The organism is Arthrobacter sp. Y3221159, from assembly GCF_059089885.1.
On record NZ_JBNHFC010000007.1, the window covers coordinates 133,414 to 160,297 of the forward strand.

Consider the following 26,884-nt stretch of genomic DNA (forward strand, 5'->3'; position numbering starts at 1 on the left):
TGGGTGGGCAATGACGCCATGTCCACCGACGGCGAAAGTCCGTTAGGCCGGCAGGAGCCGGTGCCTCTGGCGGTGCGGGCGCAGTTGCTCGCCACCGAGCACTGGGGCCTGCTGGCATCCCGCAGCACCACCCAAAGCGAGGTCCTCACCAGGATCAGCATGTTCCTGACGTTCACCTCGGCCAGCATCGTCAGCGTTCCCCTGGTAGGTCAGGCAGGGATGACGGCGGCGATCATCGTGGGTGCAATCTGCGCCGTCGCGTTCGTGGTTGCGTGGTCCGTCTACGGCTACCGCAGCTACGCCGGAATCTGGCGAAGGTTCACGCCGCTGTCCCCCACCCCGCCGGGCGAAAGCTGAGCCTCGCCGGCCGGGTCAGTCGATCGCAGCCATCAGTTCGACGACCCGGTCCAGGAACGCATCCACCTGGGCTTCCTCGTAGCCTTCGCGGCCGACGGCGGGCCGGAATACCGCCCGGCGGACGCTGTCCACGCTCAGGGGCTTGTCCTGTTCCAGGTACGCCACGAGTTCCCGGCACAAGCGGTCCACGTCTGCCGTGTTGTAGCTGCGCGCCTTCTTCCTGGCTGGGCGGCGGAAACGCTCGCCGTCGGGCCGGTGCAACCGCCCGCGGAGGATCCCGGAAAGGTTCCCGATCTCCCGCAGCCAGGCTTCCTCGCCCTGGGCTGCAATCAGTTCATCCCGTTCCCTCCTGGCGAAGGCGTCCTCAAGCCGGTCCAGGGCAGCGTCCACCACCGCGGCCGAGTAGCCGCCCTTGACCGGATCAAAGGAGACAGCCCGGACGTCGGCACTGTTGACGGGATGGGTTGCGGCTTCGGGGGTTTCCAGGGAAACCCGCGCGCGCTGCAGGAACTGGTCAACCTGCCTGGCGTTGTACCCGTAGTCGCTGCGCTGCACGCGCTCAAAGGACCCGGGGATCTGCCGATGAATGTCCAATGCCACTGTGATTCCTTCAATGCTCTTCGGCCGTAGCGCCGCTGCACCAGTTTAGAGGTGCCGGGCCGGCCGGGTGTGTGTCAGGCTCCGGCGACCAGTCCGTAAAGGACAAAGACAACAGGGGATGCAAACACGATGGAGTCGAGCCTGTCCATGACTCCACCATGCCCGGGCAGGATGCTGCTCATGTCCTTGACGCCCAGTTCGCGCTTGACCATGGATTCGGCGAGGTCGCCGGCCGTGGAAGCGGCCACGGTACCGACCGCCAACACCACCCCCACCCACCAGGGCTTGTCGAGGATGAACAAGCAGGCAAGGATGCCGATGAGCACGGCGCCGCCCACCGAACCGGCGAATCCCTCCCAGGACTTCTTCGGGCTGATCTTGGGCGCCATGGGATGTTTCCCCAGGGATGCACCCACCAGGTAACCGAAGGTGTCGTTGGACACGACCAGCAGGAGCATCACCGCCACCTGCCACGCCCCTTCGGGAATGGTCCCGCCGGGCCAGGACCCCAGCGGGGAGGCCCCGCCGGTGGCGTGCAGCGGCAGCGCCGCGAAGCTGATGAAGAACGGGACCCAGCCCAGGGTGAAGACGCCGGCAAAGATACTGTTGGCCGAGCCTGCTGCGCTTTCGATGGACCGCCACAGGAGCACGGCGACAGAACTGAGCAGCATGCCGAACAGCAGGCTTTCGATACCGCCGAAGTAGGCCACGAACGGCATGGCCACCGTGCCGGTCATAACCGGCACGATGGGCATCCTGGTTCCGTTGGCTTCCAGCGCCCGATAGATTTCCCAGACGCCGAAGACGGCGAAGGCCGTGGTGACGGCAACGAAGGCGAGCGGGAGGAACAGGAGTCCGCCCAGCACCGCAAAGAGCATGGCGAGACCCACCACGACGGCGGCCGGCAGGTTGCGGCCGGCCTTCGGCGTCGGATTGCTCCTGGGCTGCTTCCCCCGTGTGCGTGCCCGTGGTGCGGGGGCCTGATCTGCCTGGCCCATTAGACTTCGAGCAGCTCTGCTTCCTTGCGCTTCAGAAGCTCGTCGATGCCATCCACGTGGGCCTTGGTGATGCTGTCCAGTTCCTTCTCGGCGCGGGTACCCTCGTCCTCGCCGGCCTCGCCGTCCTTGACCAGCCGGTCCAGGGTTTCCTTGGCCTTGCGCCGGATGTTGCGGATGGAGATCTTGGCGTCTTCGCCCTTGGTCTTGACGATCTTGACGTATTCCTTGCGGCGCTCCTTGGTCAGTTCCGGAATGGTGATCCGGATGACGTTGCCGTCGTTGGACGGGTTGGCTCCTACCTCGGAATCGCTGAGCGCGCGTTCGATATCGCGCATCGCGGTCTTGTCGAACGGGGTGATCAGGATGGTCCGTGCGTCCGGGATGGCGAACGAAGCCAGCTGCTGCAGCGGCGTGGGGGAACCGTAGTAGTCCACCAGGACCTTGTTGTAGAGTCCCGGGTTGGCCCGGCCGGTGCGGACGGCGGCGAAGTCTTCCTTGGCCACTTCTACAGCCTTGTCCATCTTCTCCTCGGCTTCGAGCAAGGTTTCTTCTATCACGGTCTCTCCTGACGGTTGTGGTGCAGTCCGGGGCGCCGGCTCCGTGCACGTGGTTCTCGGTTGCTGTTTCCGTCCCCCGCTCTGGAAGGCGGGGGGCGGAACTGTCCTGAAATCATCCTAGCCGCAGCTAGGCAGTGACCAGCGTGCCCAGCTTTTCGCCGAGGATGGCGCGGGTGACGTTGCCTTCACCTTCCATGCCGAACACCACCATGGAGAGGTTGTTGTCCTTGCACATGGTCATGGCCGTCTGGTCCATGACACGGATGTCGCGGCGGAGCGCATCGTCGTAGCTGAGCGTTTCAAGCCGCTCGGCAGAGGGGTCCTTCTTGGGATCGGCCGTGTATACGGCGTCCACTCCGCTCTTGGCCATCAGGACGACGTCGGCGTGGACCTCGAGCGCACGCTGCGCGGCAACGGTATCGGTGGAGAAGTAGGGCAGGCCCGCTCCGGCGCCGAAGATCACCACGCGGCCCTTTTCCATGTGCCGGATGGCGCGGCGGGGAATGTAGGCCTCGGCCACCTGGCCCATGGTGATGGCGCTCTGGACACGGGTCTCCACGCCGGCCTGTTCCAGGAAGTCCTGGAGGGCCAGGCAGTTCATGACGGTTCCCAGCATGCCCATGTAGTCGGCCCGGGAGCGGTCCATGCCGCTCTGGGACAGTTCGGCGCCGCGGAAGAAGTTGCCGCCACCAACCACGATGGCCACTTCAACCTCGGGAACGGCCGCCGCGATCTGCTTGGCGACGTCGCGGACGGTTTCGGGGTCGACGCCCAGTTTCCCGCCGCCGAAGACCTCGCCGGAAAGCTTCAGGAGGACCCGGCGCCTGCTTTTCTCTGGCTGGATTACAGTGTTGACGGCTTCCATGATGCCTTCCCGTTGATGACTCTGAAAAAAGGTTATCCTGCCGGTACCAAAGGTCGATACCGGCGGCGGTTCGCACAGATCGCGTGCATGCAAAAGGGGCGGCCACCGAAGTGGCCACCCCCTTGCAGTTTCGACTAGGAGCCGACGCGGAAACGCGTGAACGCGGTTCCCTTGACACCGGCCTCTTCGAGGACCTGTGCCACGGACTTCTTGGCGTCCTTCGCGAATGCCTGGTCAACCAGGACCTCGCCCTTGTAGAAGCCGGTCACGCGGCCTTCCACGATCTTGGTGAGGGCGGCTTCGGGCTTGCCTTCGGCCTTGGCGGTTTCTTCGGCGATGCGGCGCTCGGACTCCACCAACTCGGACGGAACGTCGTCGCGGGTCAGGTAGTTCGGGGCCATCGCGGCGATGTGCACGGCAACGTCGTGGGCGGCGGTGGCAGCGGCTTCGCCTTCACCGTCGACTGCGAACAGCACGCCAACCTGGGCGGGCAGGTCCTTGGAGGTCTTGTGCAGGTAAGCGTCAACCGTGGCACCCTCAACGCGGGAGATGCGGCGGACAACAACCTTCTCGCCCAGGACAGCGCCTTCTTCGACGACGACCTCGGACAGCGGCTTGCCATCGACCTCGGTGGCGAGCAGGGTCTCCAGGTCGGCAGCGCCGGACTCGACGGCAACGGCCAGGACCTTGTCAGCCAGCTGGATGAACTTGTCAGCCTTGGCAACGAAGTCGGTCTCGCAGTTGACCTCGATCATGACGCCGACGCCGTTGCTGACCTTGGCAGCCACGAGGCCTTCGGCGGTGGAGCGGCCTTCACGCTTGGTGGCGCCCTTGAGGCCCTTGATGCGGATGATTTCGATGGCCTTCTCGGCGTCGCCGTTGGCTTCGTCAAGAGCCTTCTTGACGTCCATCATGCCGGCGCCGGTGCGCTCGCGCAGGGCCTTGATGTCCGCGGCAGTGTAGTTCGCCATGTGAACCCCTCTGTCTAGAAATTTGTTGTGGTGTACGGACCGACAGGACGGCTGCCCATCTTCATGGGCGGCCATCCTGTCAGCAGCTCCGGCTGCAGGCAGCGCGGAGAATCCGGATTTAGTTGTCTTACTTGGCGTCGTCGGCGGGAGCTTCGGCAGCAGCCGGAGCTTCAGCTTCTTCTGCCGCAGCAGGGGCAGCAGCCTCTTCGGCCTTGCTGCCTTCCAGGAGTTCGCGCTCCCACTCGGCCAGCGGCTCTTCCGGAGCTTCGGCAGCGCCCGAGCCGCGGTTGTTGCGGGCGATGAGGCCCTCGGCAACAGCGTCGGCAACAACGCGGGTCAGGAGGTTCACGGAGCGGATGGCGTCGTCGTTGCCCGGGATCGGGAAGTCGACTTCGTCCGGATCGCAGTTGGTGTCCAGGATGGCCACAACCGGGATGTTCAGCTTCTTGGCCTCGTCAACGGCGAGGTGTTCCTTCTTGGTGTCCACGACCCAGAGCAGGGACGGTGCCTTGGTCAGGTTGCGGATACCGCCGAGGTTGGACTCGAGCTTGGTGAGTTCGCGCTTGAGGAGCAGCAGCTCCTTCTTGGTGTACGCGGAACCGGCGACGTCGTCGAAGTCGATCTCTTCGAGTTCCTTCATGCGCTGGATGCGCTTGGCGACGGTCTGGAAGTTGGTCAGCATACCGCCGAGCCAGCGCTGGTTGACGTAGGGCTGGCCAACGCGGGTTGCCTGCTCGGCAATTGCTTCCTGGGCCTGCTTCTTGGTGCCGACGAAGAGCACGGTGCCGCCGTGGGCCACAGTGGCCTTGACGAACTCGTAGGCGCGGTCGATGTAGGACAGCGACTGCTGCAGGTCGATGATGTAGATGCCGTTGCGCTCGGTGAAGATGAAGCGCTTCATCTTCGGGTTCCAACGGCGGGTCTGGTGTCCAAAGTGGACGCCGCTGTCAAGCAGCTGGCGCATGGTTACGACGGGCATGCCGACGCTCCTTCCGGCAGGTCATTCATGAGAGAGCCCTCAGGCTTCTTACCCTGCCAATAGTTGACGGTTGATTTAGCGTGGCCCGGGGTTGGGCCGTGCTCCTGGCATCCATCACGCTTCCCATCCGCGCTGTAGGGCACGGACCGAAGGAGGCATGATCCTCTGAAGGCTGGGCTGGAGCTTTCACCTTGTGGAGGGCTGGATGCGCGTAGTCAGCTGCCGCTCCCCCACACTCCTGAATGGGGCGTGCCGACGCAATCCGGACAGGCAAATGCACCGCAGGGGTGATCCACTGGTACGGGAAGCGTTGAGGGCGCAGCAAACTGCTCCACCAAGTGTACTACAGGGACCCGCTTCCGCCGGACAGCACCGGCCGGCAGGAACGGCTTATCCACATAGGTCCCGCCATGCCTGCCGGCCCCGCTTTTCCGGGCGCATGCTGGCCCCATGAAACCCCAGCTTCTCCTGGCCGCACTGCTGATGCTTCCCGCTTCGGTGGGGTCCGCAGCACAACCCCCGCCGTTCGGCCCCGCTCCCCTTTCGGCCCCGGCGGGGACGACTGCGGAGACGACTGCGGGGACGACGACGGCCGAGGACATTGGCCCCGATGTTGCGGCACCCTCCTGGCAGTGGCCGCTTGCGCCACGGCCGCGGGTGCTGCGGGATTTCGATCCTCCACCGAAGCCATGGCTGAGCGGGCACCGGGGCGTGGACCTCGCGGCAGCGCATGACGGTGTGGCGGTTACCTCTCCGGCAGCCGGCACGGTCAGCTTCGTGGGCGTCGTGGTTGACCGCCCCGTGATCACCATCGACCACGGGAACGGACTGCGGAGCAGCTTCGAACCGGTTGAGAGCACCCTCGCGGCCGGGGCCGCAGTCGGCGCCGGCCAGGTTGTAGGCACGGCACTTCCCGGCCATTGCGGAACTGCAGCCTGCATCCATTGGGGCGTGCGTCGGGGCGATGATTACGTCAATCCCCTGCAGTTCGTCATGGACCTGAGGCCTTCCATCCTCCTGCCACTGGGCGGCCCACCCTAGCGAAGCGAGGTCGCACAACGGCGACCGGAGACAGAAGACAGTCGGTCAAACAATGGCCGAGATGCCGGTGATGGCCCGCCCGGTGACCAGGGTGTTGATTTCGGCGGTTCCCTCGTAGGAGTAGATGGCCTCGGCGTCGGCAAAGATCTTCGCCATCCCGTAGTCCGTCACGATGCCGTTGCCGCCCAGGATGCTCCGGCCGATGGCCGCGCTGTCCCGCATCCGCTCGGTGGTGAAGGCCTTGGCCAAGGCGGACTGCTCGTCCCTGGCCATCCCGGCGTCTTCGAGCTGCGAGAGCCGCACCATCATTCCCATGGAGCTGACGGCGTTGCCCAGAATCGTGACCAGCTGGCTCTGCACCAGCTGGAAGGACGCCAGCGGCCGGCCAAACTGATGCCGCTCTACCGCGTAGCGCCGGGCAACATCGAAGGTGGCCACCTGCTGGCCCACCGCCTGCCAGGCGACACCGAGGCGGGTGACTTTGAGGACTTTGTTGACGTCGCGGAAACTGTTGGCGTGCTCCAGCTTGAAGAAGCCGGGCACCACCACGTTGTCCAGGGTGATGTCGGCGTTTTGGACGGTGCGGAGGGAGATCTTGTTCTCAATCTTTTCCGCGCTGAAACCTGGGAGTGCGGTATCCACCAGGAAGCCCTTGACCTGGTTGTCGTCCACGTCGCGCGCATACACGACGACCCAGTCGGAGAAGGTGGCGTTGCCGATCCAGCGCTTGGCCCCGTTGAGGATCCAGTTGGCGCCGTCCCGCCGCGCGATGGTCCGTGTACCGCCGGCAACGTCACTTCCGCCCAGCGGCTCGGTGAGCCCGAAAGCTCCGATCTTCTTCAGGGCGTAAATATCGGGAAGCCACGCGTCCTTCTGCTCCTGCGAGGCGAGGGTTTCGATGGACCCGGTAAACAGCCCGTCGTGAACGCCCATGAAGGTGGCGATAGAGGCATCGGCGCGTGTTACTTCGGCATGGAGCAGGCCGGCGAACAGGTTGGAGCAGCCCTGCCGCCGGACCGGGCTGACCAGGTCAAGCTCGGCGAGCTTGGGAATGAGGTTCATCGGGAACTCGCCACGGTTCCAGAAGTCCACGGCGATGGGCCGCACTTCCCGCGCCAGGAAGTCCCGGACTTCAGCCAGCCGGTCCTGCTCCTTGGCGGTGAGCAGCTGCTCAAAGGCGTAGAAGTCGCCGTCGGCGTAGGGAAGGTCAAAGGGGTCTGCAGCAGGCGTGGACATGGTTGCCCTCCAGGTGTTCAGCGGCCGGTACTCTCCACAGCGGAGAGGAGTAAGTTACTGGTCAGTAACATACCGCACATCAGGCGCTTAACAAAGGAAACCGCGGCTGACGAGAATCGTCGGCCGCGGTTTCAGGAGTAGGGCTACTCGGACTTGAACCGAGGACCTTAGGATTATGAGTCCCGCGCTCTAACCAGCTGAGCTATAGCCCCGTGCCGCCCGGCCACAGCGAAAACGAACTGCGGCGGCAGGGCAAAAACACTCTAGCAAAACCCGGAAGGGGTTTTAGACCACCTTGTCCTCGTAACCCGCGCCACGGTAGAGGTCTTCGAAGGTCTGCAGGGTGCCCTGGATGCTGTGCGGTTCCACCATCGCCCGGCTTGCCCTGCCCATGGCCTCCTGCTGGTCCTTGGGCAGCTGGAGGATCTGGGTGATCTTCTTGGCCAGGTCATCGCTGTCATTGGGGGTGAAGAGGTAGCCGTTTTCGCCGTCGCGCACCAAGTGCGGCAGCGCCATGGCGTCCGCCAACACCACCGGGGTGGAGGCGGACATGGCCTCGAGGGTCACCAGCGACTGCAGCTCGGCAGTGCCCGGCATGCAGAAAAGATCTGCCTTGATATAGGCCTTCCGCAGGTCCTCGTCGCTGACCAGGCCCAGGAACTTCACCCGGCTGCCCAGGCCCAGCCGCTGCACCAGTTCCTCCAGTGCGGTCCGTACTTCGCCGCCGCCCACGATCTCCAGGTGCACGTTCAGCTCCGGCGGGGTCTTGCCGATGGCCCGGATGAGGACGTCGACGTGTTTTTCCTCCGCGAGCCGGCCGGCGAACATCACGGTGGGGTGCGGGTGCGGCTCGATCAGCTCGCCCGGCTGCAGCTCGTAGGCGGCGGAGTCGATGCCGTTGGACAGCGGCAGGACCTTGCGAAGGAAAGCATGCTCGTGCATGGCCTTGGCCGCGAGCGGCGTGGGGGTGGTAATCACGTCCGCCTGGCCCATCACCTTGCCCATGTCCTTCCAGGAGATGCGGCCGATGATGTCCTTGAACCACTGCGGGAATGGCAGGAACGGGTTGAGGTTTTCCGGCATGAAGTGGTTGGTGGCCACGATCCGCACACCGCGCTTCACGGCCTCGTACAGAACGTGCTCGCCGATCATGTAGTGGCTCTGGATATGGACCACGTCCGGCTTCACGCGGTCGAACAGCAGGCTGATTTCCTTTTTGATTTCCCAGGGGAAGCAGATGCGAAAGTATTCATGGGTGGGGGCGGCGTGGGAGCGGAGCCGGTGCACCGTCGCCTCCTCACGGAACTCCGTGAAGCTCTTCCCCTTGCCGTCCCGGCAGGCCAGCACGTGCACGTTGTGGCCCCGGCCGGTCATGCCCTTGGCCAGGCGATAGCCGAACTGGGCTGCGCCATTGACGTGGGGCGGATAGGTGTCCGCGGCGATCAGGATGGTCAGTGGCGGCTGGTCGGCTGGCGTGGTCACGTGGAAAACTCCTGATGGTCACGGTGCGGACAGCGATGACTGGCAGCACGGCTGGCCCGGCGTGGTTCTGCCCGGCTTCGTGGACTTTGCTGGATCTGTAGTGGAACGGGCTAGTGGGAGGGCCTGCCCGCGGTCTTCCGCGCGTCCTTCTTGCGCTTGGTGACCTCGGGATGGTGGCGGGAAAGGGCGATAACCCCAACGATAGCAAGGGAAGCTGCGGTTCCCATGGCAATCGCCATAACGGCATGCACATCGGGCCGGAGTTCGCCGAGGATGACGATCCCGATGGCTATCCCCACGAGAGGATCGATCACTGTGAGGCCCGCGATAACGAGGTCTGGCGGACCCGAGGAGTAGGCGCTTTGGACAAACCATGACCCCAGCCCTCCTGCGGCGATGAGGGCCACTACCGAATACCACTGCACGTTCAGCAGGAACAACCCGTTGGGGTCCAAAAGGTGTTTGCCGATGATGCGGGTGAGGACGGCCACGAATCCAAAGAGGACGCCGGCACCGAGGATATAGACGAAAGCGTTTATCCGGTGCTTGAACATGACGGCCAATGTGCCGAAGAGTCCAACGGCGAGGGCCAGCAACAGCACGATGGTGAGTTCGGCGTCGAGGCTCACATGGTGGGTTTCCTGGGTGACGGTGACCGCCAGGAGGACAAAGAGCGCAGACCCGGTCACGCAAGCGGCAATGGCCACTACCGTTGCCCGGTTGATGGTGAGGTCTTGGTCCTTGGCATTGATGATGGTTGTGATGACGAGGGCGATGGCGCCAATTGGCTGGACGACAGTGAGCGGGGCGGACACGAGCGCCACTGCGTTCATGGCCATGCCAGCGCACAGCAGCAGGAGGCCGAACACCCACCGCGGGTTCCTGAGCAGGCGGAGGAAGCTGTTCGAGCTGAGTGCCAACCCCCCGGTGTCTGCCTTGACGGCGCTTCCCTGCCGCTGGGCACCCAGGGCGAGGCAAAAGGCTCCAAGCAGTGCAAGCAGAACGGCCACCCAGACCATCAGGTGGTCCCGCCGTCGTGATGCTGCTGCCTTCTGCCTTTCCGCAGGATGGCCCAAAAGTAGTTGTAGGCCGCGATCCAGTGGCCGATCAGACCGAGGCCCAGCACAATCCAGGCGGCCACGAACAACCCGTACGAAAATCCGGTATCCAGCTTTGAAAGAACCAGCATCGGCGTCCCCAGGAGCAGCAGCCCGGTCCGCACTTTGCCCACCACGCTGACCGGAAGGTCGGGGTGGCCGCCGAAGAACGAGAGCGTCAGGACCAGCAGGACGGCGTCCGGAACCACCAGCGCGGCGAGGTAGAGCCAATGCACGACGCCGGCAATCACCAGCGTGACCGCTACGGCGATCAGGGCAAGCCGGTCGGCGATGGGGTCCAGGACACGGCCCAGCTTCGAAGCCTGGTCGAAGCGGCGGGCGATGTAGCCATCGATCCAGTCGGTGCTTGCCATGACGGCGAGGACAACTACTCCGGCGCCGTATTCCTTTTGTGCCAGGACCAGCCAGATGAAAAGCGGAACGCCCATGAACCGCACCACTGTGAGCAGGTTGGGGATGGTGAAGACCACGTCATGGTCCACCTGGGGGCGTCCGGGACGGGCGCCGGCACCGATAAATTTCACCCGTCCCCCTTCCCTTCCTGCGCCTGGTTGGCGCGGTCTTGTCGTGGCCGGCAAGCGCGCCGGCGGTCAATGGCCGGTGGGCCGGCTGCTAGTACGTCCGGATCAGTTTCCGGAGCAGGACCAGCAGGACCGTCCCCGCGGCCGCCAGTGCCGCCAGCGGCTTCCAGCGATTTTGCAGTCCCCCGGTGGAACCGGAGAGCGCGGCCAGCCTTTCACCGGCGGAATCCTTCGCGCGAAGGGCGAGTGCCTGGCCCTCCCGGACCTTGCCCTGGGCTGCGGCGAGCAGGTACTGCGCCTGCGTCTTGACGTCCAGTTCGCTGCCGAGCTCGTCGCGGACCTCGGTGAGGTGGTGGCGGCGCTGGTTGAGGCGGCGCGCCAGCTCCGGTTCGGAAGCGTGCGGGAATTCCTTGTCGTGCTCGGCCGCCTTTGCCGCCTTCTCGGCCTTGGCCTTGGCGGCCGCCTGCTCCTTGGCAGCCTTGGCAGCTTTTGCCTCGGGGCTGTCCGGGTCGAGGACGGCGGCGTTGAAGGCGGAACCTTCCCTGGCGACGCCGACGTCGTGCCTAATGCCCCGGATGGTTTCTTCCGGAAGCAGGGGCATGGCCTTCTTGAACTTGCGCAGGCCGATCAGGCCGCCGATGAGCGCTATCAGCATGAACGCCGCGGATACCAGCAAAGCGGCCAGCCAGGCGGGCATGATGGTGGCCAGTCCCATGATGGCCGCAACGATGAGCCCAATCAGCAGGAATGCCAGGAAGACCAGTGCCACGGCGAAGAAGGCGGCAGCGACGCCCACCTGGACGCCCTTGCGCTTAAGTTCGAACTTGGCGAAGGCGATCTCGTCGTTCAGCTGGCGCGGGGCCAGCCGGAAGAGGAGTTTTAGCGTCCTGGGCAGCGCGGTGATGCGCAATCCGGGGCTGGTGCCCCCGCTGTGACGTCCGCTCATCGGTTCCGCCTTACTGGTTTTGTTCGATCCGGCTTCCGTATCCTGCAGGAAAGTGCTCGGCACAGTCCCCGGCACAAAACTACCATTCAGGTTCAGGGCGAACTTCGGGGCTTGCCGGACGGCGCGGCCTACAACGCTGAAAATCCCGGCCCGCCGGGCCTAGGATTGACATCCGTGACCACTCCCTCCAATCCGGGTGATTTGCTGAGCCGACGCCGGAAGCTTCTGTACATCCTCCTTCTCGGTGCGCTGACGGCCCTGGGTCCGTTCACGATCGACCTCTACCTGCCGGCGTTTCCCGCCCTGGAGGCGAGCCTTGGGGTTACCGAGGCTCAGGTCCAGCTGACCCTGGCCGGGACAACCGTGGGCTTTGCCTTCGGGCAACTGGTGGTGGGCCCGTTCAGCGACAAGTTCGGCCGCAGGTATCCGCTGATCCTGGCCACGGCCCTGCACATCGCCGCGTCACTGGGGGCGGCCCTGTCCACGGACATCACCACGCTGGGCATCTTCCGGGTACTGATGGGCGTCGGCGCTGCCGGTGGCGGCGTGGTTGCGATGGCCATGGTGCGTGACCTCTTCTCCGGGTATGCGATGGTGCGGATGTTCTCCCGGATGAGCCTGGTCAACGGCCTGGCGCCGATCCTCGCACCGGTCATCGGATCGCAACTGCTGCTGGTGATGGAGTGGCCCGGGATCTTCGTGTTCCTTGCCTCCTACGGCACCGTGGTCATTGTCGCCGCCCTGTTCCTTGTCCGCGAGACCCTCCCCCGGGAGAAGCGCGGCCAGAGCGGCATGACCGTCCGGCAGCGTTACCGCGTGCTCTTCAGCGACCGGATCTTCGTGGGCCTGCTCATGGTGGCGGGGCTTAATTTTGGCGGACTCTTCACGTACCTCTCCGCCTCGCCCTTCCTGTTCCAGGACGTGTTCGGGTTCTCGGCCCAGGAGTACGGCCTGCTGTTCGGCATCAACTCCCTGGGCATCGTGGCCGGAGTGCAAACCAGCTCGCGTCTGATCCGCCGGGTTCCCCCGCAGTGGATCATGGCCGGGGCCACGGCCTGGCTGTTCTTCATGGCCATGCTGATCGTGCTGTTCGACCAGCTGGGCTTTGGCCTGTGGGGCGTCATGGTCCCGCTGTGGTTCTACATCATGGGCACCGGATTCATGTTCCCCTGCGTCCAGGTCCTTGCCCTGGCCGGCCATGCCTCCCAGGCAGGCACTGCGGCGTCCCTCCTGGGTGCAGCCACCTTCATGATCGCCGGCCTCATTTCGCCGGTGGTGGGCTGGCTTGGCATCACCAGCGCCGCGCCCATGGGGGCAGTCCAGGCAGGCTGCATCCTGCTGGCCATCGCGGCCCTCTGGCTGGTGGTCCGCCCGCGCACGGTCCCGTCAATCCACTGATGCACTCCATGGACTGTTCCACTGACCAGCCCCGGCAAGCACCCGGAGGGAAGAAGCCATGACCCGCAAGCCCCAGCGCAACGGACGCGGGCTCTTCCTCGGCACGGTGCTGGGCGCCGTCGTGGGCTATTTCGCAGGGCGTGCCCTGGGCAACCCCGCCATGGGCATCGCGCTGGGCGCTGTGGCGGGCGCGGCGCTGCTGTACCGCGTGAACCCGGGCCCTTGGCGCCGGGGCCAGGACCGGGACCGGGACCAGGATCAGGACCAGGACCGGGACCGGCCTTAGCCCGGGAGTCGCCTGGCCTGCCCTTGTCTCCGGAATCTGCCCCCGCTGCGCCCCTCCCGCGATAAAATGTGTCCGTGCCCAGCTGGCAGGATCAACCGCCACTTCCGGCCACATGGCAACGGTGCGACGCCGGGATTCTGCCATTGTGGTGGGAGCGGCTGCGCGCCCAGATGGGACAGCAGTCGGCTGCACTGTACGCGGCCGGCCTCTTTACCGAGGACCGGCGCCGGCCGATTGCCCAATGGTTCAACCCCGCGTTCAAGGCGGCCCTGCTGGTGGCCCCGGAAACCTCCCCGGAATGGCCCGTGCAGCGGTTCGGGATCTTCTACGCGCCGCCGGACACCGGATTCGTCCGGATCCACTCGGCCTCGCATGAATGGAGCCCGCGGCAGCCGCGCCGGTCCCCTACGGAAAAGGAAGCCTTCGAGGCCGCCATCGCCGAGGCCGAGCGGTTCCTGCAGGTGGAAATGGATTTCGTCTGAACATGGAAAAGTCCCCGTCCTTCCAGCTGGAAGGACGGGGACTTTTTGGTGAAGCTCCTCCTGCTGGACTTGAACCAGCAACCCTTCGATTAACAGTCGAATGCTCTGCCAATTGAGCTAAGGAGGAATGAAGCAGGTACGACATTAGCAAAGGTGTCCGGCGAAAGTGAAATCGGCTGATTTCCGCGGCAAAAGGGGTTGCCCCCGGACGCACAGCAGCCCCGCCGGACAACAAAAATCCCCGCTCCGGAAGACCGGAACGGGGATTGGAAGCTCCTCCTGCTGGACTTGAACCAGCAACCCTTCGATTAACAGTCGAATGCTCTGCCAATTGAGCTAAGGAGGAATGAAGCGGGTATTAGCCTAGCAAAGACCTGCCCGGGAAACGAAATCGGGGAACCGGGCCCTGCCGTGCGGGCCAGGCTACGCCTCGGCACGCAGCGCCCGGCGCTCCATTTCCAGCATCAGCAGTTCCCGGTTGAGCCGCTGGTAGGTTTCCGGATCCGCTGCCGGGTCCAGCCGCTGCAACTGGCCCATCTTGTCCGCCTTGACCCGGGTGATCTGCAGCTCGAACAGGCGGGACAGGATGTCCCGGCAGTACTTCTGCACCGCTTCCTCCGTGCTCGCGGGCAGCGGCACCACAGCCAGCTCGGATACCAGCGGCCGCAGCGGTTCCGGCACCTCGTGCATCACGTGCTCCACCCACCGCACGGGATCCACCACCAGGCCCGGCCCGGTGGCACGCATGGCGTCGTGGACGGCCTGGAAAGCCGGGGTGGCGAACCTGGCAGCAGCGAACCGGTCCCACACGCCTCCTTCCAGCAGGGACGGCATCTGGAGGGCCACCTCGAGTGCCTGGCGCTCCATGGAGGCCACGGGGTCGCGGGGGTCCGGCCGGTGGAAGGACGGCACGGCTCCCGTCGACGGACCCGCTGCCACGCCCGGCCCGCCGGCCGGAGCGGGGGCCGGCTGCTGGCCCTGGGGCTGGGAACCGGGTGCGGGCGGGCGTCCGGTGTCTCCGCGCTTAACCGCTGCATTCACCAGCCGCAGCACCTCGTTCGGGTCAGGCATGCCCAGCCAGCCCGTGAGCGCCTGGCAGTAGCCGGTGCGGGTGGACGCGTCGCGGATGGCCGCCACCACGGGCACGGAGGCCTTCAGGCCCTGCACCCGGCCTTCCACCGTGTCCAGGTTGAACTGCTTCAGCGTGGCGCGGATGGCGAATTCGAACAGCGGCCGGCGGGACTGCACCAGGGCGTGCACCGCCTCATCGCCCTTGCTTTGGCGCAGGTCGCAGGGGTCGGCGCCGGTGGGCTCCACAGCCACGTAGGTCTGGGCAGTGAAGCGCTGGTCCTCCTCGAACGCCCGCAGCGCGGCCTTCTGGCCCGCGGCGTCGCCGTCGAAGCAGAAGATCACCTCTCCCCCGGTGCCGTCATCGGACAGCAGCCGGCGGGCAATCTTGATGTGTTCGGTGCCGAACGCGGTGCCGCAGGTGGCCACCGCCGTCGTGATTCCTGCCAGGTGGCAGGCCATGACATCGGTGTAGCCCTCGACTACCACCAGCTGGCGGTCCTTCGCGATGCTTCGTTTGCCGAGGTCGATGCCGTAGAGGACCTGGGACTTCTTGTACAGCGCCGTTTCCGGGGTGTTGAGGTACTTGGGGCCCTGGTCGTCCTCGTAGAGTTTGCGCGCGCCGAAGCCGATGGTGTCCCCGGCGATGTCCCGGATGGGCCAGATGAGGCGGCCGCGGAAACGGTCGTAAATACCCCGGTTGCCTTCGGAAAACATGCCGGTGAGCTTCAGTTCGGCGTCCGTGAAGCCACGCCCGCGGAGGTGCTTGAGGAGCGCGTCCCAGCCTTGCGGCGCGTAGCCGCAGCCGAAATGCTCCGCCGCCGCGCGGTCAAAGCCGCGGCCGTGCAGGAAGGTCCGCGCCTCCGCCGCCCCTGGAGTCAGCAGCTGGGCGCGGAAGAATTCGTCCGCGATCTTGTGGGCGTCCAGCAGCCGCTGCCGGCGGCCCACTTCCTCCCGGTTGGGGCCGGTGCCGCCGTCCTCGTACCGCAGCTCGTAGCCGATGCGGGCCGCGAGTTTCTCGACGGCCTCCTGGAACGAGCTGTGGTCCTGCTTCTGGACGAAGGCAATGACGTCGCCGTCCTCGCCGCAGCCGAAGCAGTGGTAGCGGCCCACCTGGGGCCGGACAGTGAACGACGGCGAGCGCTCATCATGGAACGGGCACAGGCCTTTGAAGGTCCCCAGCCCGGCGCCTTTAAGCGTTACGTAGCCGTCAACGACTTCCTTGATGTCCGTGCGCTGGCGTACTTCGTCAATATCTTCGCGTTTGATCAGGCCGGCCACAGACTAATCCTAGTGTTGGGGTACGACGGCGGCTGGCAGGTCATGACGTTCGTCACCACGGCATTCATCATCACGGCGTTCATCACCACAGGGACGGCAGGCTCCCCACCAGGCGCTCGTACATGGCCAGTGCCGAACCGTCCGTCAGGGACGCCACCTGGTCGATTACGACGCGGAGCCGGGCGCCGTCGTCGGCTGCGTCCCGCCAGTCGGCCGCGAACATCGGTTCCAGGTGCCGGTCCCCGGTGGCGCTCAGCGCGGTGACGAGGGCGTGCAGCACCTCGCGCTGCCGCTCGTAGATGGGCTGCCGGTGCTCCGTGGTCATCACGAAGGTGGTGGCCAGGCCCTTCATGACGGCGATCTCCATGACCGTTTCGTCCGGGACCATGAGCTCGGCTTCGTAGCGGGTCAACCTCCCCGGTCCGTACACGGCACGGGTGGTTTCCAGCGCGCTCTGGCAAAACCGGCCGATCAGCTGGCTGGTCATGTTCTTCAGGGCAGCCATGGATTTGCGGCTGCCGTCCGCCTCCCGGACCCACACGTCCGTAGCCTCGAGGCGGGCCAGAGCGGCGTCAATGGCCGCGGGGTCGTTGTGCGGCAAGTACCACTGCTTGGCGTAACCCACCACGCGGGCGCGGTGGTCCGGGTTGTCCATCCACCGCAGCTGGAAGTGCCCGGCCACGATGGCGTCCTCCACGTCGTGGACGGAATAGGAGATGTCGTCCGCGAGGTCCATGACCTGCGCTTCCAGGCAGGAGCGGCGCTCGGGGGCGCCCTGGCGGATCCAGTTGAAGATGGGAAGGTCGTCCTCGTAGGCGCCGAACTTGCTGGTGCGCTGGCCGTGGATGACCGGGGCTTCCAGCGCGGACCACGGGTACTTGGCAGCCGCGTCCAGGCTGGCCCGGGTGAGGTTCAGCCCGGCCGGCTGGCCATCCGCGGTCAGCACCTTGGGCTCGAGGCGGGTCAGGAGCCGCAGGGTCTGGGCGTTGCCCTCGAAGCCGCCGATGGCGTGCGCCACCTCGTTCAGCGCCGACTCCCCGTTGTGCCCGAACGGCGGGTGGCCCAGGTCGTGGCTCAGGCAGGCGGTATCCACCACGTCCGGATCGCAGCCCAGGGCACGGCCCAATTCGCGTCCCACCTGGGCCACTTCCAGGCTGTGCGTCAGGCGGGTCCGAACAAAGTCGTCGGTGTCCGGTGCCACCACTTGCGTCTTGGCCCCCAGCCGGCGCAGTGCGGAGGAATGCAGGACGCGCGCACGGTCGCGCTCGAAGTCGGAGCGGTACGTGCTCTTCGGCGGTTCTTCCACCCAGCGGGCGGAATCGTCGGCGTTGTAGGCGGCGCGGGCCAACGCGGCGGCCGGACCGGCCATTGGAGTCTCAGCCAAGGGAGTTTCAGCCACCGGAAACGTCCAGCTCCGCGGCGGCAATGTCCTTCGACTGCGCGTCGTTGAGCGCCCGGGAGTCCAGCCAGTCCTTGGGCAGCGCCGGCTTCTTCGGTGACCCTGCGCGGCCACGCGGGCCCTCGGAATCGACGCCGGGGTAGGGCACCTCGGGGTCCAGCTCATCCAGGAGCGAGCGCAGGACCTCAAGCGTCGGCACCGTGGCGAGCTTGGCCCGCAGGTCCCCGCCCACCGGGTACCCCTTGAAGTACCAGGCCATATGCTTCCGGATCTCCCGGAGGGCCTTGTACTCATCGCCGCCGAAGGTTTCGATCATCAGCTGCGCGTGGCGGTACACGCCGTCGGCCACCTGGCGCAGGTTGGGCCGGTGGCGCTCGTCGCTGCCCTCGAACGCGGCCTGCAGGTCGCCGAACAGCCACGGCCGGCCCTGGCAGCCGCGGCCCACCACCACACCGTCCACGCCGGTTTCACGGACCATCCGTACGGCGTCCTCGGCGGACCAGATGTCCCCGTTGCCCAGCACGGGGATGTCCGGCAGGGCCTCGCGGAGTCGGGCGATGGCGGACCAGTCAGCCTGCCCGGAATAGAACTGCGCCGCGGTACGGCCGTGCAGCGCGACGGCAGTGACGCCGGAATCGCGGGCAATCCGGCCGGCGTCGAGGTAGGTGAGGTGGTCGTCATCGATGCCTTTGCGCATCTTGATGGTCAGCGGGATGTTGCCCTTGGCGGCTTCCTTCACGGCGGTCTGCACGATCGAAGTGAAGAGGTCGATCTTCCACGGCAGCGCCGAACCGCCGCCGCGCCTGGTGACCTTCGGGACGGGGCAGCCGAAGTTCAGGTCAATGTGGTCGGCACGGTCCTCCTCCACCAGCATCCGCACGGCGGCGCCCACGGTGACCGGGTCCACGCCGTACAGCTGGACCGAACGGACCTTCTCGTCGTCGTCGTGGGAGATGATCCGGAGGGACTCGGGGGTCCGCTCAACCAGCGCGCGGGAGGTGACCATCTCCGCCACGTACATGCCGCCGCCGTACTCACGGCAGAGCCTACGGAAGGCGGAGTTGGTGATGCCGGCCATGGGCGCCAGGATCACCGGCGTGTCCACGGTGATGGGACCCAGCTTCAGGGGCGGGAGTTCCAGCTTGGGAGCGGGAGGAGTTGCTGCAACAGTCACCTTTCCATTGTTGCAAAGGCGGGCAAATCGGCTCCCCGCGGCCTTGAGCCGCCGTCAGCCCCGGTCAGCCGCCCGCCGGCCGCGCCGGGTTTGCGGCATCCCGCCGGTGCTGCCGGCGCTGTCGGGGGTTCCCGCGCTGTCGGGGGTTCCCGCACTGTCCGGAGTGCCTGGACTCTCCGCACCGCCGGCGGCGCGGCTGGACCGCCGTTCCAGTGCCGCGGCTGCGAGCGATCCGGTGTCGTCCACCTCGTCCCCAAGCTGCCGGCCGGCATCGGCTGCCCCCGGTCCCGGCACCGCGGGTCCGGTTGTTGCGACGGCGGGCGCGGCCGGATGGACGCCGGTCGCCTTGACCACCAGGACGGCGATCAGCGTGGTGACCGGGATGGCCAGGACAAGGCCGATGGAGCCAACCAGGGTGCGGATCACTTCCTCGGAAAGTTCGGCGCTGGTGAGCGTCTCCCCCAGCGGCCGGTCGTACAGCATCACGATGATGAGGATGGGCAGCGCCGCCCCCGCGTAGGCGAACGCGATGGTGTACACCGTGGAAGCGATGTGGTCGCGGCCGATCCTCATGGCGGAGGTGAACAGCTTGCGTGCGCTGCTGGCGGGTGCCAGTTCATAGAGCTCCCACACGGCGGATGACTGGGTGATGGTCACGTCGTTGAGCACGCCCAGGCCAGAGATGATGAGCCCGCACAGGATCACTCCGGTGATGGAGATATTGGACGACGTGTTCACCAGGGTGGTGGCGTCGTGGTTGCCCACCCCGGCCAGGTTGGCCGCATTCGTAGCCCAGGCCGCCAGCAGCGCCGTGATGCCCAGCCCGAAGATGGTCCCCAGTAAGGCCGTGGACGTCCGGGCCGAGAATCCGTGGGCGAAGTAGAGTACCCCGATCATGATCACCGTGGACCCCACCAGCGCGAGCAGCAGCGGGGGCTTGCCTTCCACCAGGCCCGGGAGCATGAAGCTGGCCAGCACGAAGTACGCGCCCACCAGCCCGACCAGGGCCCGCAGCCCCCGCCAGCGGGCGACGGCGATGACCACCACCGCGTAGAGCAGGGCCAGCAGGACAATGGGCAGGGTGCGGACGAAGTCCACGAAGATGTAAGCGGGCGCACCCTGCGAGGACGCCGCGCCCTGTGCGTTGGACAGATTCAGGTAGCGGATCTGGTCCCCCGCCTTGACCCCGTGCGACTTGGCGATATCCGGATTGATGACCACCTTGACCGGACTTCCGCCCTTGTCCGGCTCAGTGAAGGCGAAGGTGCAGTCCGAGCCCTGCTGCCCCGGATTCTGCTGCTGCGCCTGGCCTTGCTGTTGTTGGCCCTGCTGGGCCGCCCCCTGCATGCAGTTCTCCGTCACCACGCTCTGGATGGTGCCGGTGTCGAACGTCACGCCGGGCGCTGCCGAGTACGGATTGGCCAGCGAGATGCCTTCCTTGCTTCCCGACGGCCAGAGCATCGCCATGCCCGCAAGGGTCAGCAGGGTGATGGGAATCAACACCGCCGCCAGGATCCGGTTGGCTTTCCGCCGGGCAGCCATCGCCTCCGGCGTCGGCTCCGAATGACCTGGAGAAGCGTGGGAGTGGCCGGCGCCCATCAGCAGTGAAACCTCATACGTTGAACTCTACGTCCGGCGCCGTAGGGTTGATAAATGGATCAGTGGGAGGTACCAGGAGTGGCCAACCGAAGCACCGATGACACCAGCGGGCAGGCGTCCGGAAGCGTTCCCGAGCCCGTCCACCAGGCCGTGCTGGGTGTCCTGGAAGCATCCGCACCCACCCGGGGCGTTGCCCTGGTGCTGCACGGCGGAAAATCCCACAGCCGGGAACCGGTGGAAGCGCGGCACCTGAGTCCGGCGCGGATGGTGCCGTTCGCCAGGCACCTGCACCGGGCGGGACGGAAACACGGCCTGGCGGTGTGGTCGCTGCGGAACAGCGTCCGCGGTTGGAACGGGCCGGACATGGCTCCGCTGCAGGACGCCCGCTGGGCGCTGCGGCAGATCGAGGAGCAGCATCCTGGCGTGCCCATCTTCCTTCTGGGCCACTCAATGGGCGGACTGACGGCCGTCTGCGCGGCGGACCATCCGCAGGTGGAATCCGTGGTGGCCCTGGCGCCTTGGCTCACCCCGCAGACTCCGGTGGCCAACGTGGCCGGCAGGAAGGTCCTGATTGTGCACGGCACCAACGACCGCTGGACCAGTCCTTCCCAATCGCTGGCGTTTGCGCGGCGGGCCTCCGCGGAAGCGGCCAGCATGCAGTACGTGGCACTGCAGGGAGCAGGGCATTTCATGCTCCGGAAAGTCCGCCTCTGGCAGACCCTTGCCACCGGTTTCGTCATCAAGTCCTTCAGTGAGGGCACCGGCGCGGATGTCCGGCCGTCCCGCGCCTTCACCCAACTGCTGCCGGAATCGTCGGTACAGGTCACCCTCTGAACCCTGTCCCGGAACCAGCAGCCTGACGGTTGCCCGGACCCATCCGAAGGAACCTCCAGCACGAAACCCTGCTGCTGCGGCGCCTGCTCCAGGCCGGCGTGGACGGGTGCATCCCAGACTTTCCGTTGGCGCTACTTACTTGGGGAGGCGCGCACCCGGTGCCACGCCGTCAGTCCGAGACGACGAGGGTTTCGGCCGCTGCGAGGCGCGCCTTCCCACTCTCCAGGAGGGGTTCGACGGCGGCCCGCAGGGCCGTCATGGAGTCGTCCAGTTCCAGCATGACCGGGTGCTGGTACGCGATCAGCGCAAGGATGTCGCGCACCGCCTCGGCGGCGTCACCGGCATCGAGGGCCGGCTCATGGCCCACGAATACGTCGGTGGGAGCATCGGCTGATGCCGGCTCGGATTCCTGGCCGGGTTCCGGCGTGGCGGGCGCCGCATAGCTCACGGCGAAGGCCCGGATCCGGCCCTTCTTACCGGGCGCCACGCCCGCACCGAAAGCCGACTCCGGCTGTGCCCGCAGCACGATGGCGCCGTGGGCGCCGGTGAGCTCGTCCAGGAACAGTTTCTGCACCTGCCCCACGGACAGCACGCCAGGCGGGTCCCAGCCGTGGATGGACGTGTAGTACCTGCCCACGACGTCCGTCAGTTCCACGGATCCGGTGGCCAGGTCCATCACCACGTCCGAGCCGGCGTTTTCGCCGCTGACCGGCCGCCCGCCGTAGTCCTTCTCCGGAAAGACGGGAAGCCGGAGGGCGCCAGGCTCCACGATGACCAGCCGGGACCGCTGGATGGGCGACAGCCCGGCGGCCTCCGCGAAGGCGGCGCCGGCGGTGCCGGGCTCCACCTTGGCGCGCAGCTTCGTCACGCCCGACGGCGCGTGTTCGGCTTCCCGCCGCAGCATGGCCAGCAGGCTGGCACCGATGCCGGAGCGCCGGTGGTACCGCGCCACCTCGATGTAGGTCCACAGCCGCTCGGGGTGCAGCGAGGCTTCGTAGACGACTCCTGCCGCCACGGGAATGCCGACGCCGTCAAGAACGTCCTCGGCCACGATGCAGCGGCGCCACGGGGTGCCGCCGCCCCCGTTGGAGGAGACCGCCAGGGCGCCGCGGAACTGGCGGGCCTGGGCAGTCTCCGGGCCACCCCAGATCTCCAGAAGCGCCAGGTCGTCGCCCTCACGCCATTCGCGGTATTCGATGGCCATGGCTAGGCCCCGATCAGGCGTGCGGCCAGGTAGCCCTCCACCTTGTCCAGGGAGACGCGTTCCTGGCTCATGGTGTCCCGTTCGCGGATGGTCACGGCCTGGTCCTCGAGGGTGTCGAAGTCCACCGTGATGCAGAACGGGGTGCCGATCTCGTCCTGGCGGCGGTAGCGGCGGCCGATGGCGCCGGCGTCGTCGAAGTCGATGTTCCAGTTCTTGCGCAGCTGGGCACCGAGGTCCTTGGCCTTCGGGGACAGGTCCTCGTTGCGGCTCAGCGGCAGCACGGCGGCCTTGACCGGGGCCAGGCGCGGGTCGAGCTTCAGGACGGTGCGGACGTCCACCCCGCCCTTGGCGTTGGGGGCCTCGTCCTCGGTGTAGGCGTCGATCAGGAAGGCCATGAAGGACCGGGTGAGGCCGGCGGCGGGCTCGATCACGTACGGGGTGTACCGCTCGTTGGTGGCCTGGTTGAAGTAGCTCAGGTCCGTGCCGGAGGCCTTGGCGTGGGTGGAGAGGTCGAAGTCGGTGCGGTTGGCAATGCCTTCCAGCTCGCCCCACTCGGAACCCTGGAAGCCGAAGCGGTACTCGATGTCCGTGGTGCCCTTGGAGTAGTGGCTGAGCTTCTCCTGGGGGTGCTCAAAGAAGCGGAGGTTCTCTTCACGGATGCCCAGGCCGGTGTACCAGGCCATCCGCTCCTTCATCCAGTACTGGTGCCATTCCTCATCCGTGCCGGGCTCCACGAAGAATTCCATTTCCATCTGCTCGAACTCGCGGGTGCGGAAGATGAAGTTGCCGGGGGTGATCTCGTTGCGGAAGGACTTGCCGATCTGGCCGATGCCGAACGGCGGCTTCTTGCGGGACGTGGTGAGCACGTTGTTGAAGTTCACGAAGATGCCCTGGGCGGTTTCCGGGCGGAGGTAGTGCAGGCCTTCCTCGCTGGCCACGGGGCCCAGGAAGGTCTTGAGCAGGCCGGAGAACTCCTGCGGTTCGGTCCATTCCCCACGGGTGCCGCAGTTGGCGCAGGCGATGCCCTTGAGGCCGTTTTCGGCCGGCCGGCCCTTCTTTTCCTCGTACTCTTCCTCGAGGTGGTCCGCACGGTAGCGCTTGTGGCAGGACAGGCATTCCACCAGGGGGTCGGAGAAGACCTCCACGTGGCCGGACGCTTCCCATACCTGGCGGGGCAGGATGACGGAGGAGTCCAGGCCCACCACGTCCTCGCGCCCGCGCACCACGGACTGCCACCACTGGCGCTTGATGTTTTCCTTCAACTCGGCGCCGAGGGGCCCGTAGTCCCAGGCAGAACGCGAACCTCCGTAGATCTCACCGGCCTGGAACACGAAGCCCCTCCGCTTGGAGAGGGAGATGACCTGGTCGAGAACGGATTTTGCTGCCATGGGGGTAACTCCAATTTCTACAGGGCCGCTGGGTGCGGTCCGCGTTATTCAGGCCCCGGGCAACACCAGAGGTATGGCACTTCCGGCGGCCGGGCGGGGCGGATGAAGGGGTGCGAAAAAGCTGCGTGTCCTAGCCTACCGGCCGGCGCCTGCGGAGCGCGCCCCGCGGCCACGGCAGGGTGGCGAGGATGATGGCGCCCAGGGTCAGCACGGTGCCCAGGACGGTGGCCGGCGCCACCACTGTGCCGGGGACAGGCAGCACCGCGTCCAGGGCCAGGGAACCGAGCAGCTGGCCGGCGATCATGCCGAGGCCGGTCACCAGAACCCCCAGGCTCCTGACCAGGAGCGCGCCCAGCCCGATGAAGACACAGCCCATGGGCCCGCCCAGGTAGTACCACCACTCCCCCGGCAGGGGATTACCCGGGCCTGCCGCCAGCAGCTTGACGGCGAGCGCCACCCACAGCACCAGGCTGCCCGCCACGAAGTTGACCAGCGTGGCGGCGATGGGTGTTCCGTAATGCATGGTGGCGGTCCCGTTCATGGCCTGCTGGAAGCTCATCAGGAACCCTGCCGCGACGGGAAGCAGGAGGGGAAGGAGCAGACCGGCAGGGCCGCCGTCGCCGGCTGCACCGGTGCCGGTGAAGCGAGGCGAAACAGCCCAGGCGACGGCTGCGATGGTCAACACGCAGCCGATGATCCGGATGCCGGTGACCGGCTTCTTTCCGGCCGGGCCGAGGCCCAGCCGGTCCACCAGGAGGCCGCTCACAGTCTGCCCGGTGACGGTGGCCACCGTGAACAATGCGACGCCCAGGACGCCCACCGTGAAGGACTGGGCAAAGACAAACAGCGCGCCGATGCCCCCTGCCAGGACGTAGACGCGGGGAAACGCCCTGGCCCGGACGGCGGGAAGGATCCGTGCCAGCCCTGCGCGGCCGCGGGGCAGGAGCAGTGAGATGAGGATCATGACAAGCAGGCCTGTGCTGAAACTCACCACGGCAGCGGCGATGCCGTCGCCCAGGCGGGCTCCGAGTGCTCCGTTGATCCGGCCCTGGACCGGGATGGCGAGGCCGGCGCCCACCGCCAGCGGTAGGCCTGCGAGGACAGGCAGGCGGGAGGTGGAGGTCATTGAATCCACCTTACGTCAGGCATTATTGCTGTATGAGCAACCCCGTTGAGGACGTCCCCATCCGCGACAGCATGATCCGCCTGGGCCAGCTGCTGAAGCTCGCCAACCTCGTGGAGGACGGCGTGGAGGCCACCGAGCTGATCAAGAACGGGCTGGTCAAGGTCAACGGCGAGATCGACGACCGGCGCGGCCGGCAGCTGCGCAACGGCGACACCGTCACGGTGAACAACCAGACCGTGAGGGTCGTCGCTCCAGAGGCCTGAGGCCCCTGGACGGCGGATGTTGTGCAGGCGCTGGGCGGGGCATCCTCCGCACGCCGCCGCCCGCCGTCGTACTCCTTACTTCTTCAGGACCTCGTGGGTGAGGAACTCGCCGACGTGTCCGATCTCCTGCTGGTTGATGCCGTGCCACATGCCGGTATAAAGCACCTTGGTGAGCTTGACGTGCTTGCGGACCCAGGCCATGGTGAAGTCGATCTTGTCCGGGGTAATCACCGGGTCCTGCTGGTCGCGGCCCCAGAACATGGGGACGGTGCCGTCCAGTTCATGGTCCCGGAACGTGGGGTCGCCGTCCGCGTCCACCACGAAACCTGACAGGCCGACGACGGCTGCGAAGTCCGTGGGCCGCTGCCGCAGCAGGGTGGTGGCCATGGCCATTCCCATCGAGAAGCCAAGAAGGGTAACCGACGGGTGCCCCACCCGGATCGCGTCGATCCACTCCAGGACGTAGGCAGAGGCCGCCTTGACCCGCTCCAGGGAGTAGTCGATGGACGCGGTGAGCGGGAACCAGGTGAAGCCGGGACCCATGGCGATGGGTGCCCGCACGGAGGCGACGGCGAAGTCCCCCGGCAGCAAGTCCGCGAGGCTCAGCAGATCCTGCTCGTTGGCGCCGTAACCATGCAGCAGCACCAGCAGCGGCTTCCCGTCACGCTGGTCCTCAGGGTGGGACCACAGGACGACAGGGGCAGGAAATACTTCGGCTTCAGTCATGGTTTCCATTCTTACAGGTACCCGGACGCAGCAACCTACGTTCGCGTAGCCAGCAAGCCGGAAGGCAGGATAGGGACCGTGACCGACGCAAGTGCCATCCAGACGCCGCCCGCACACGCCGGATCCCACCCCTGGAGCCGCTATGTGGCCATGGGTGATTCCTTTACCGAGGGCATCGGCGACCCCGAACCCTCCAGCCCCGGCGGCTACCGCGGCTGGGCCGACCGCGTGGCGGAGGAACTGGGACGAAGCCAGCCGGACTTTGCCTACGCCAACCTGGCCGTCCGCGGCAGGCTGCTGCAGCAGATCGTGGATCAGCAACTGGCCCCCTGCCTGGCGCTGAAGCCGGACCTCGTCACCCTGTCCGCCGGCGGCAACGATCTGATCAGGCCCGGCGGCGATCCCGACGCCCTGGCCGAGAAGCTCGATTCCGTGGTCCAGATCCTGGCCATGGGCGGCGCCACCGTTGTCCTCTTTAACGGCCCCGATACCGGCTCCTCCGTCCTGGGCCGGATCCGGAGCAAGGTGGCCATCTACAACGAAAACCTGCGCACCGTCGCGGCCCGGCATGACGCCATCATCGCGGACATGTGGTCCCTCCGGCAGCTCAGCGACCCCCAGATGTGGGACCAGGACCGGCTGCACTTTTCGCCGCTCGGTCACCACACCATCGCGGCGATGGTGCTGGACGCGCTGAACGTGGAGCACGCCCTGGAACCGCTCCGGCCCAAGCCGCTTCCGCCCCGGTCGTGGCGGGAGGCGCGGTCCGGCGACCTGGTGTGGGCCCGCGAATACTTCGTCCCCTGGGTGCTGCGCCGCCTGCGGCAGCAGTCCTCCGGTGACGGCATCACCGCCAAGCGTCCGACGCCGGGTCCCGTCTTCGGCCCGGGCGTCCCCCTGGGCTCCGGCGAGGGACCGCTGGGAAACACCGGGGCAGTCCGGCGGTAGCTGGCCGCGGCAGATCAACCCCGACGGCGGGCAACCC

General features: G+C 66.6%; 27 protein-coding genes and 3 tRNA genes. 8 read left to right on the top strand and 22 right to left on the bottom strand.

What is annotated here, in order from left to right; translation table 11 throughout:
• Window positions 1-3 precede the first annotated feature (3 nt).
• Window positions 4-357: a hypothetical protein gene (locus AC5RT3_RS09325; protein ID WP_494124017.1), complete on the top strand. Its 354-nt coding sequence runs from the start codon at window positions 4-6 to the stop codon at window positions 355-357.
• 15 nt (window positions 358-372) lie between these two features.
• On the opposite strand, the gene AC5RT3_RS09330 is transcribed toward AC5RT3_RS09325, so the two are convergent.
• The 6 genes from AC5RT3_RS09330 to rpsB form a co-directional block, all read right to left on the bottom strand.
• Entirely contained in the window at window positions 373-957 is a 585-nt protein-coding gene (locus AC5RT3_RS09330; RefSeq protein ID WP_494124018.1) for a DivIVA domain-containing protein, read from the bottom strand.
• A gap of 74 nt (window positions 958-1,031) precedes the next feature.
• Window positions 1,032-1,955, bottom strand: a complete 924-nt coding sequence (locus AC5RT3_RS09335) for a phosphatidate cytidylyltransferase (protein ID WP_494124019.1) — start codon at window positions 1,953-1,955, stop codon at window positions 1,032-1,034.
• Complete coding sequence (gene frr / locus AC5RT3_RS09340; RefSeq protein ID WP_009357884.1) at window positions 1,955-2,512, bottom strand: ribosome recycling factor; 558 nt, start codon at window positions 2,510-2,512, stop codon at window positions 1,955-1,957. Before frr ends, AC5RT3_RS09335 begins: the two co-directional genes overlap by 1 nt.
• A 127-nt stretch (window positions 2,513-2,639) precedes the next feature.
• Entirely contained in the window at window positions 2,640-3,377 is a 738-nt protein-coding gene (pyrH, locus tag AC5RT3_RS09345) for a UMP kinase (protein WP_009357885.1), read from the bottom strand.
• Between the two features lie 134 nt (window positions 3,378-3,511).
• Entirely contained in the window at window positions 3,512-4,348 is an 837-nt protein-coding gene (gene tsf / locus AC5RT3_RS09350; RefSeq protein WP_142044739.1) for a translation elongation factor Ts, read from the bottom strand.
• A 127-nt stretch (window positions 4,349-4,475) separates the two neighbouring features.
• Window positions 4,476-5,327 carry a 30S ribosomal protein S2 gene (gene rpsB / locus AC5RT3_RS09355; RefSeq protein ID WP_009357887.1) on the bottom strand — a complete coding sequence of 284 codons (852 nt, stop codon included), beginning with the start codon at window positions 5,325-5,327 and terminating at the stop codon, window positions 4,476-4,478.
• A 450-nt stretch (window positions 5,328-5,777) separates the two neighbouring features.
• Between rpsB and AC5RT3_RS09360 the strand changes: the two genes are divergently transcribed.
• On the top strand, window positions 5,778-6,368 hold the full coding sequence (locus AC5RT3_RS09360) for a M23 family metallopeptidase (RefSeq protein ID WP_494051533.1): 591 nt from the start codon (window positions 5,778-5,780) through the stop codon (window positions 6,366-6,368).
• Between the two features lie 45 nt (window positions 6,369-6,413).
• On the opposite strand, the gene AC5RT3_RS09365 is transcribed toward AC5RT3_RS09360, so the two are convergent.
• The 6 genes from AC5RT3_RS09365 to AC5RT3_RS09390 all read right to left on the bottom strand — a co-directional run bounded on the left by AC5RT3_RS09365 (window position 6,414) and on the right by AC5RT3_RS09390 (window position 11,671).
• On the bottom strand, window positions 6,414-7,604 hold the full coding sequence (locus AC5RT3_RS09365; protein ID WP_494124020.1) for an acyl-CoA dehydrogenase family protein: 1,191 nt from the start codon (window positions 7,602-7,604) through the stop codon (window positions 6,414-6,416).
• Window positions 7,605-7,742: 138 nt separating this feature from the next.
• Window positions 7,743-7,816 (bottom strand) — tRNA-Ile (locus tag AC5RT3_RS09370).
• Window positions 7,817-7,889: 73 nt separating this feature from the next.
• Complete coding sequence (locus AC5RT3_RS09375; RefSeq protein WP_494010494.1) at window positions 7,890-9,086, bottom strand: glycosyltransferase; 1,197 nt, start codon at window positions 9,084-9,086, stop codon at window positions 7,890-7,892.
• A gap of 110 nt (window positions 9,087-9,196) precedes the next feature.
• Complete coding sequence (locus tag AC5RT3_RS09380) at window positions 9,197-10,105, bottom strand: DMT family transporter (RefSeq protein ID WP_494051531.1); 909 nt, start codon at window positions 10,103-10,105, stop codon at window positions 9,197-9,199.
• On the bottom strand, window positions 10,105-10,728 hold the full coding sequence (locus AC5RT3_RS09385; RefSeq protein WP_494051530.1) for a CDP-alcohol phosphatidyltransferase family protein: 624 nt from the start codon (window positions 10,726-10,728) through the stop codon (window positions 10,105-10,107). Before AC5RT3_RS09385 ends, AC5RT3_RS09380 begins: the two co-directional genes overlap by 1 nt.
• Window positions 10,729-10,816: 88 nt before the next feature.
• On the bottom strand, window positions 10,817-11,671 hold the full coding sequence (locus AC5RT3_RS09390) for a phage holin family protein (RefSeq protein ID WP_494051529.1): 855 nt from the start codon (window positions 11,669-11,671) through the stop codon (window positions 10,817-10,819).
• Window positions 11,672-11,845: 174 nt separating this feature from the next.
• On the opposite strand from AC5RT3_RS09390, the gene AC5RT3_RS09395 reads away from it, so the two are divergent.
• The 3 genes from AC5RT3_RS09395 to AC5RT3_RS09405 all read left to right on the top strand — a co-directional run bounded on the left by AC5RT3_RS09395 (window position 11,846) and on the right by AC5RT3_RS09405 (window position 13,837).
• Window positions 11,846-13,069 (top strand): multidrug effflux MFS transporter, encoded by a 1,224-nt coding sequence (locus tag AC5RT3_RS09395; RefSeq protein WP_494051528.1) that lies wholly within the window; start codon window positions 11,846-11,848, stop codon window positions 13,067-13,069.
• Window positions 13,070-13,127: 58 nt separating this feature from the next.
• On the top strand, window positions 13,128-13,355 hold the full coding sequence (locus AC5RT3_RS09400; protein ID WP_494051527.1) for a hypothetical protein: 228 nt from the start codon (window positions 13,128-13,130) through the stop codon (window positions 13,353-13,355).
• A gap of 74 nt (window positions 13,356-13,429) precedes the next feature.
• Window positions 13,430-13,837 (top strand): hypothetical protein, encoded by a 408-nt coding sequence (locus AC5RT3_RS09405; protein ID WP_494010500.1) that lies wholly within the window; start codon window positions 13,430-13,432, stop codon window positions 13,835-13,837.
• A gap of 54 nt (window positions 13,838-13,891) precedes the next feature.
• Here AC5RT3_RS09405 and AC5RT3_RS09410 read toward each other — a convergent pair.
• The 6 genes from AC5RT3_RS09410 to AC5RT3_RS09435 form a co-directional block, all read right to left on the bottom strand.
• A tRNA-Asn gene (locus AC5RT3_RS09410) sits at window positions 13,892-13,964 on the bottom strand.
• A gap of 146 nt (window positions 13,965-14,110) precedes the next feature.
• Window positions 14,111-14,183: transfer RNA gene (locus AC5RT3_RS09415), tRNA-Asn, on the bottom strand.
• A 77-nt stretch (window positions 14,184-14,260) separates the two neighbouring features.
• Window positions 14,261-16,186: a DNA primase gene (gene dnaG / locus AC5RT3_RS09420; protein ID WP_494051526.1), complete on the bottom strand. Its 1,926-nt coding sequence runs from the start codon at window positions 16,184-16,186 to the stop codon at window positions 14,261-14,263.
• 82 nt (window positions 16,187-16,268) lie between these two features.
• On the bottom strand, window positions 16,269-17,555 hold the full coding sequence (locus AC5RT3_RS09425) for a deoxyguanosinetriphosphate triphosphohydrolase (RefSeq protein WP_494051617.1): 1,287 nt from the start codon (window positions 17,553-17,555) through the stop codon (window positions 16,269-16,271).
• Between the two features lie 22 nt (window positions 17,556-17,577).
• Window positions 17,578-18,759 (bottom strand): tRNA dihydrouridine synthase DusB, encoded by a 1,182-nt coding sequence (dusB, locus tag AC5RT3_RS09430; RefSeq protein WP_494051525.1) that lies wholly within the window; start codon window positions 18,757-18,759, stop codon window positions 17,578-17,580.
• 54 nt (window positions 18,760-18,813) lie between these two features.
• A complete protein-coding gene (locus AC5RT3_RS09435; protein ID WP_494051524.1) occupies window positions 18,814-20,358 on the bottom strand; it encodes a YibE/F family protein in 1,545 nt (514 codons plus the stop codon).
• 54 nt (window positions 20,359-20,412) lie between these two features.
• Here AC5RT3_RS09435 and AC5RT3_RS09440 point away from each other — a divergent pair, with 54 nt between their 5' ends.
• Window positions 20,413-21,192, top strand: a complete 780-nt coding sequence (locus tag AC5RT3_RS09440; RefSeq protein WP_494051523.1) for an alpha/beta hydrolase — start codon at window positions 20,413-20,415, stop codon at window positions 21,190-21,192.
• 169 nt (window positions 21,193-21,361) lie between these two features.
• Here the strand turns inward: AC5RT3_RS09440 and AC5RT3_RS09445 are convergent, their stop codons facing one another.
• From AC5RT3_RS09445 to AC5RT3_RS09455, 3 genes are all read right to left on the bottom strand, one after another.
• On the bottom strand, window positions 21,362-22,396 hold the full coding sequence (locus AC5RT3_RS09445) for a GNAT family N-acetyltransferase (RefSeq protein WP_494051522.1): 1,035 nt from the start codon (window positions 22,394-22,396) through the stop codon (window positions 21,362-21,364).
• 2 nt (window positions 22,397-22,398) lie between these two features.
• Complete coding sequence (locus AC5RT3_RS09450; protein ID WP_494051521.1) at window positions 22,399-23,784, bottom strand: glycine--tRNA ligase; 1,386 nt, start codon at window positions 23,782-23,784, stop codon at window positions 22,399-22,401.
• A 130-nt stretch (window positions 23,785-23,914) separates the two neighbouring features.
• Window positions 23,915-24,910 (bottom strand): DMT family transporter, encoded by a 996-nt coding sequence (locus tag AC5RT3_RS09455; protein WP_494124021.1) that lies wholly within the window; start codon window positions 24,908-24,910, stop codon window positions 23,915-23,917.
• Window positions 24,911-24,942: 32 nt separating this feature from the next.
• Here AC5RT3_RS09455 and AC5RT3_RS09460 point away from each other — a divergent pair, with 32 nt between their 5' ends.
• On the top strand, window positions 24,943-25,173 hold the full coding sequence (locus tag AC5RT3_RS09460; protein WP_009359372.1) for an RNA-binding S4 domain-containing protein: 231 nt from the start codon (window positions 24,943-24,945) through the stop codon (window positions 25,171-25,173).
• 75 nt (window positions 25,174-25,248) lie between these two features.
• Here AC5RT3_RS09460 and AC5RT3_RS09465 read toward each other — a convergent pair whose 3' ends face one another.
• A complete protein-coding gene (locus tag AC5RT3_RS09465; protein ID WP_494051519.1) occupies window positions 25,249-25,899 on the bottom strand; it encodes an alpha/beta hydrolase in 651 nt (216 codons plus the stop codon).
• A 78-nt stretch (window positions 25,900-25,977) separates the two neighbouring features.
• Between AC5RT3_RS09465 and AC5RT3_RS09470 the strand changes: the two genes are divergently transcribed.
• A complete protein-coding gene (locus tag AC5RT3_RS09470; RefSeq protein ID WP_494051518.1) occupies window positions 25,978-26,847 on the top strand; it encodes an SGNH/GDSL hydrolase family protein in 870 nt (289 codons plus the stop codon).
• Window positions 26,848-26,884: the final 37 nt, after the last annotated feature.

Coding starts and splice junctions, on each gene's coding strand:
- AC5RT3_RS09335 (WP_494124019.1), bottom strand. CDS start 1,955: ATGGGCCAGGCAGATCAGGCCCCCGCACCACGGGCACGCACACGGGGG.
- pyrH (WP_009357885.1), bottom strand. CDS start 3,377: ATGGAAGCCGTCAACACTGTAATCCAGCCAGAGAAAAGCAGGCGCCGG.
- tsf (WP_142044739.1), bottom strand. CDS start 4,348: ATGGCGAACTACACTGCCGCGGACATCAAGGCCCTGCGCGAGCGCACC.
- rpsB (WP_009357887.1), bottom strand. CDS start 5,327: ATGCCCGTCGTAACCATGCGCCAGCTGCTTGACAGCGGCGTCCACTTT.
- AC5RT3_RS09360 (WP_494051533.1), top strand. CDS start 5,778: ATGAAACCCCAGCTTCTCCTGGCCGCACTGCTGATGCTTCCCGCTTCG.
- AC5RT3_RS09365 (WP_494124020.1), bottom strand. CDS start 7,604: ATGTCCACGCCTGCTGCAGACCCCTTTGACCTTCCCTACGCCGACGGC.
- AC5RT3_RS09380 (WP_494051531.1), bottom strand. CDS start 10,105: ATGGTCTGGGTGGCCGTTCTGCTTGCACTGCTTGGAGCCTTTTGCCTC.
- AC5RT3_RS09390 (WP_494051529.1), bottom strand. CDS start 11,671: ATGAGCGGACGTCACAGCGGGGGCACCAGCCCCGGATTGCGCATCACC.
- AC5RT3_RS09400 (WP_494051527.1), top strand. CDS start 13,128: ATGACCCGCAAGCCCCAGCGCAACGGACGCGGGCTCTTCCTCGGCACG.
- AC5RT3_RS09425 (WP_494051617.1), bottom strand. CDS start 17,555: ATGGCCGGTCCGGCCGCCGCGTTGGCCCGCGCCGCCTACAACGCCGAC.
- AC5RT3_RS09435 (WP_494051524.1), bottom strand. CDS start 20,358: ATGGGCGCCGGCCACTCCCACGCTTCTCCAGGTCATTCGGAGCCGACG.
- AC5RT3_RS09440 (WP_494051523.1), top strand. CDS start 20,413: ATGGATCAGTGGGAGGTACCAGGAGTGGCCAACCGAAGCACCGATGAC.
- AC5RT3_RS09445 (WP_494051522.1), bottom strand. CDS start 22,396: ATGGCCATCGAATACCGCGAATGGCGTGAGGGCGACGACCTGGCGCTT.
- AC5RT3_RS09450 (WP_494051521.1), bottom strand. CDS start 23,784: ATGGCAGCAAAATCCGTTCTCGACCAGGTCATCTCCCTCTCCAAGCGG.
- AC5RT3_RS09455 (WP_494124021.1), bottom strand. CDS start 24,910: ATGACCTCCACCTCCCGCCTGCCTGTCCTCGCAGGCCTACCGCTGGCG.
- AC5RT3_RS09460 (WP_009359372.1), top strand. CDS start 24,943: ATGAGCAACCCCGTTGAGGACGTCCCCATCCGCGACAGCATGATCCGC.
- AC5RT3_RS09465 (WP_494051519.1), bottom strand. CDS start 25,899: ATGACTGAAGCCGAAGTATTTCCTGCCCCTGTCGTCCTGTGGTCCCAC.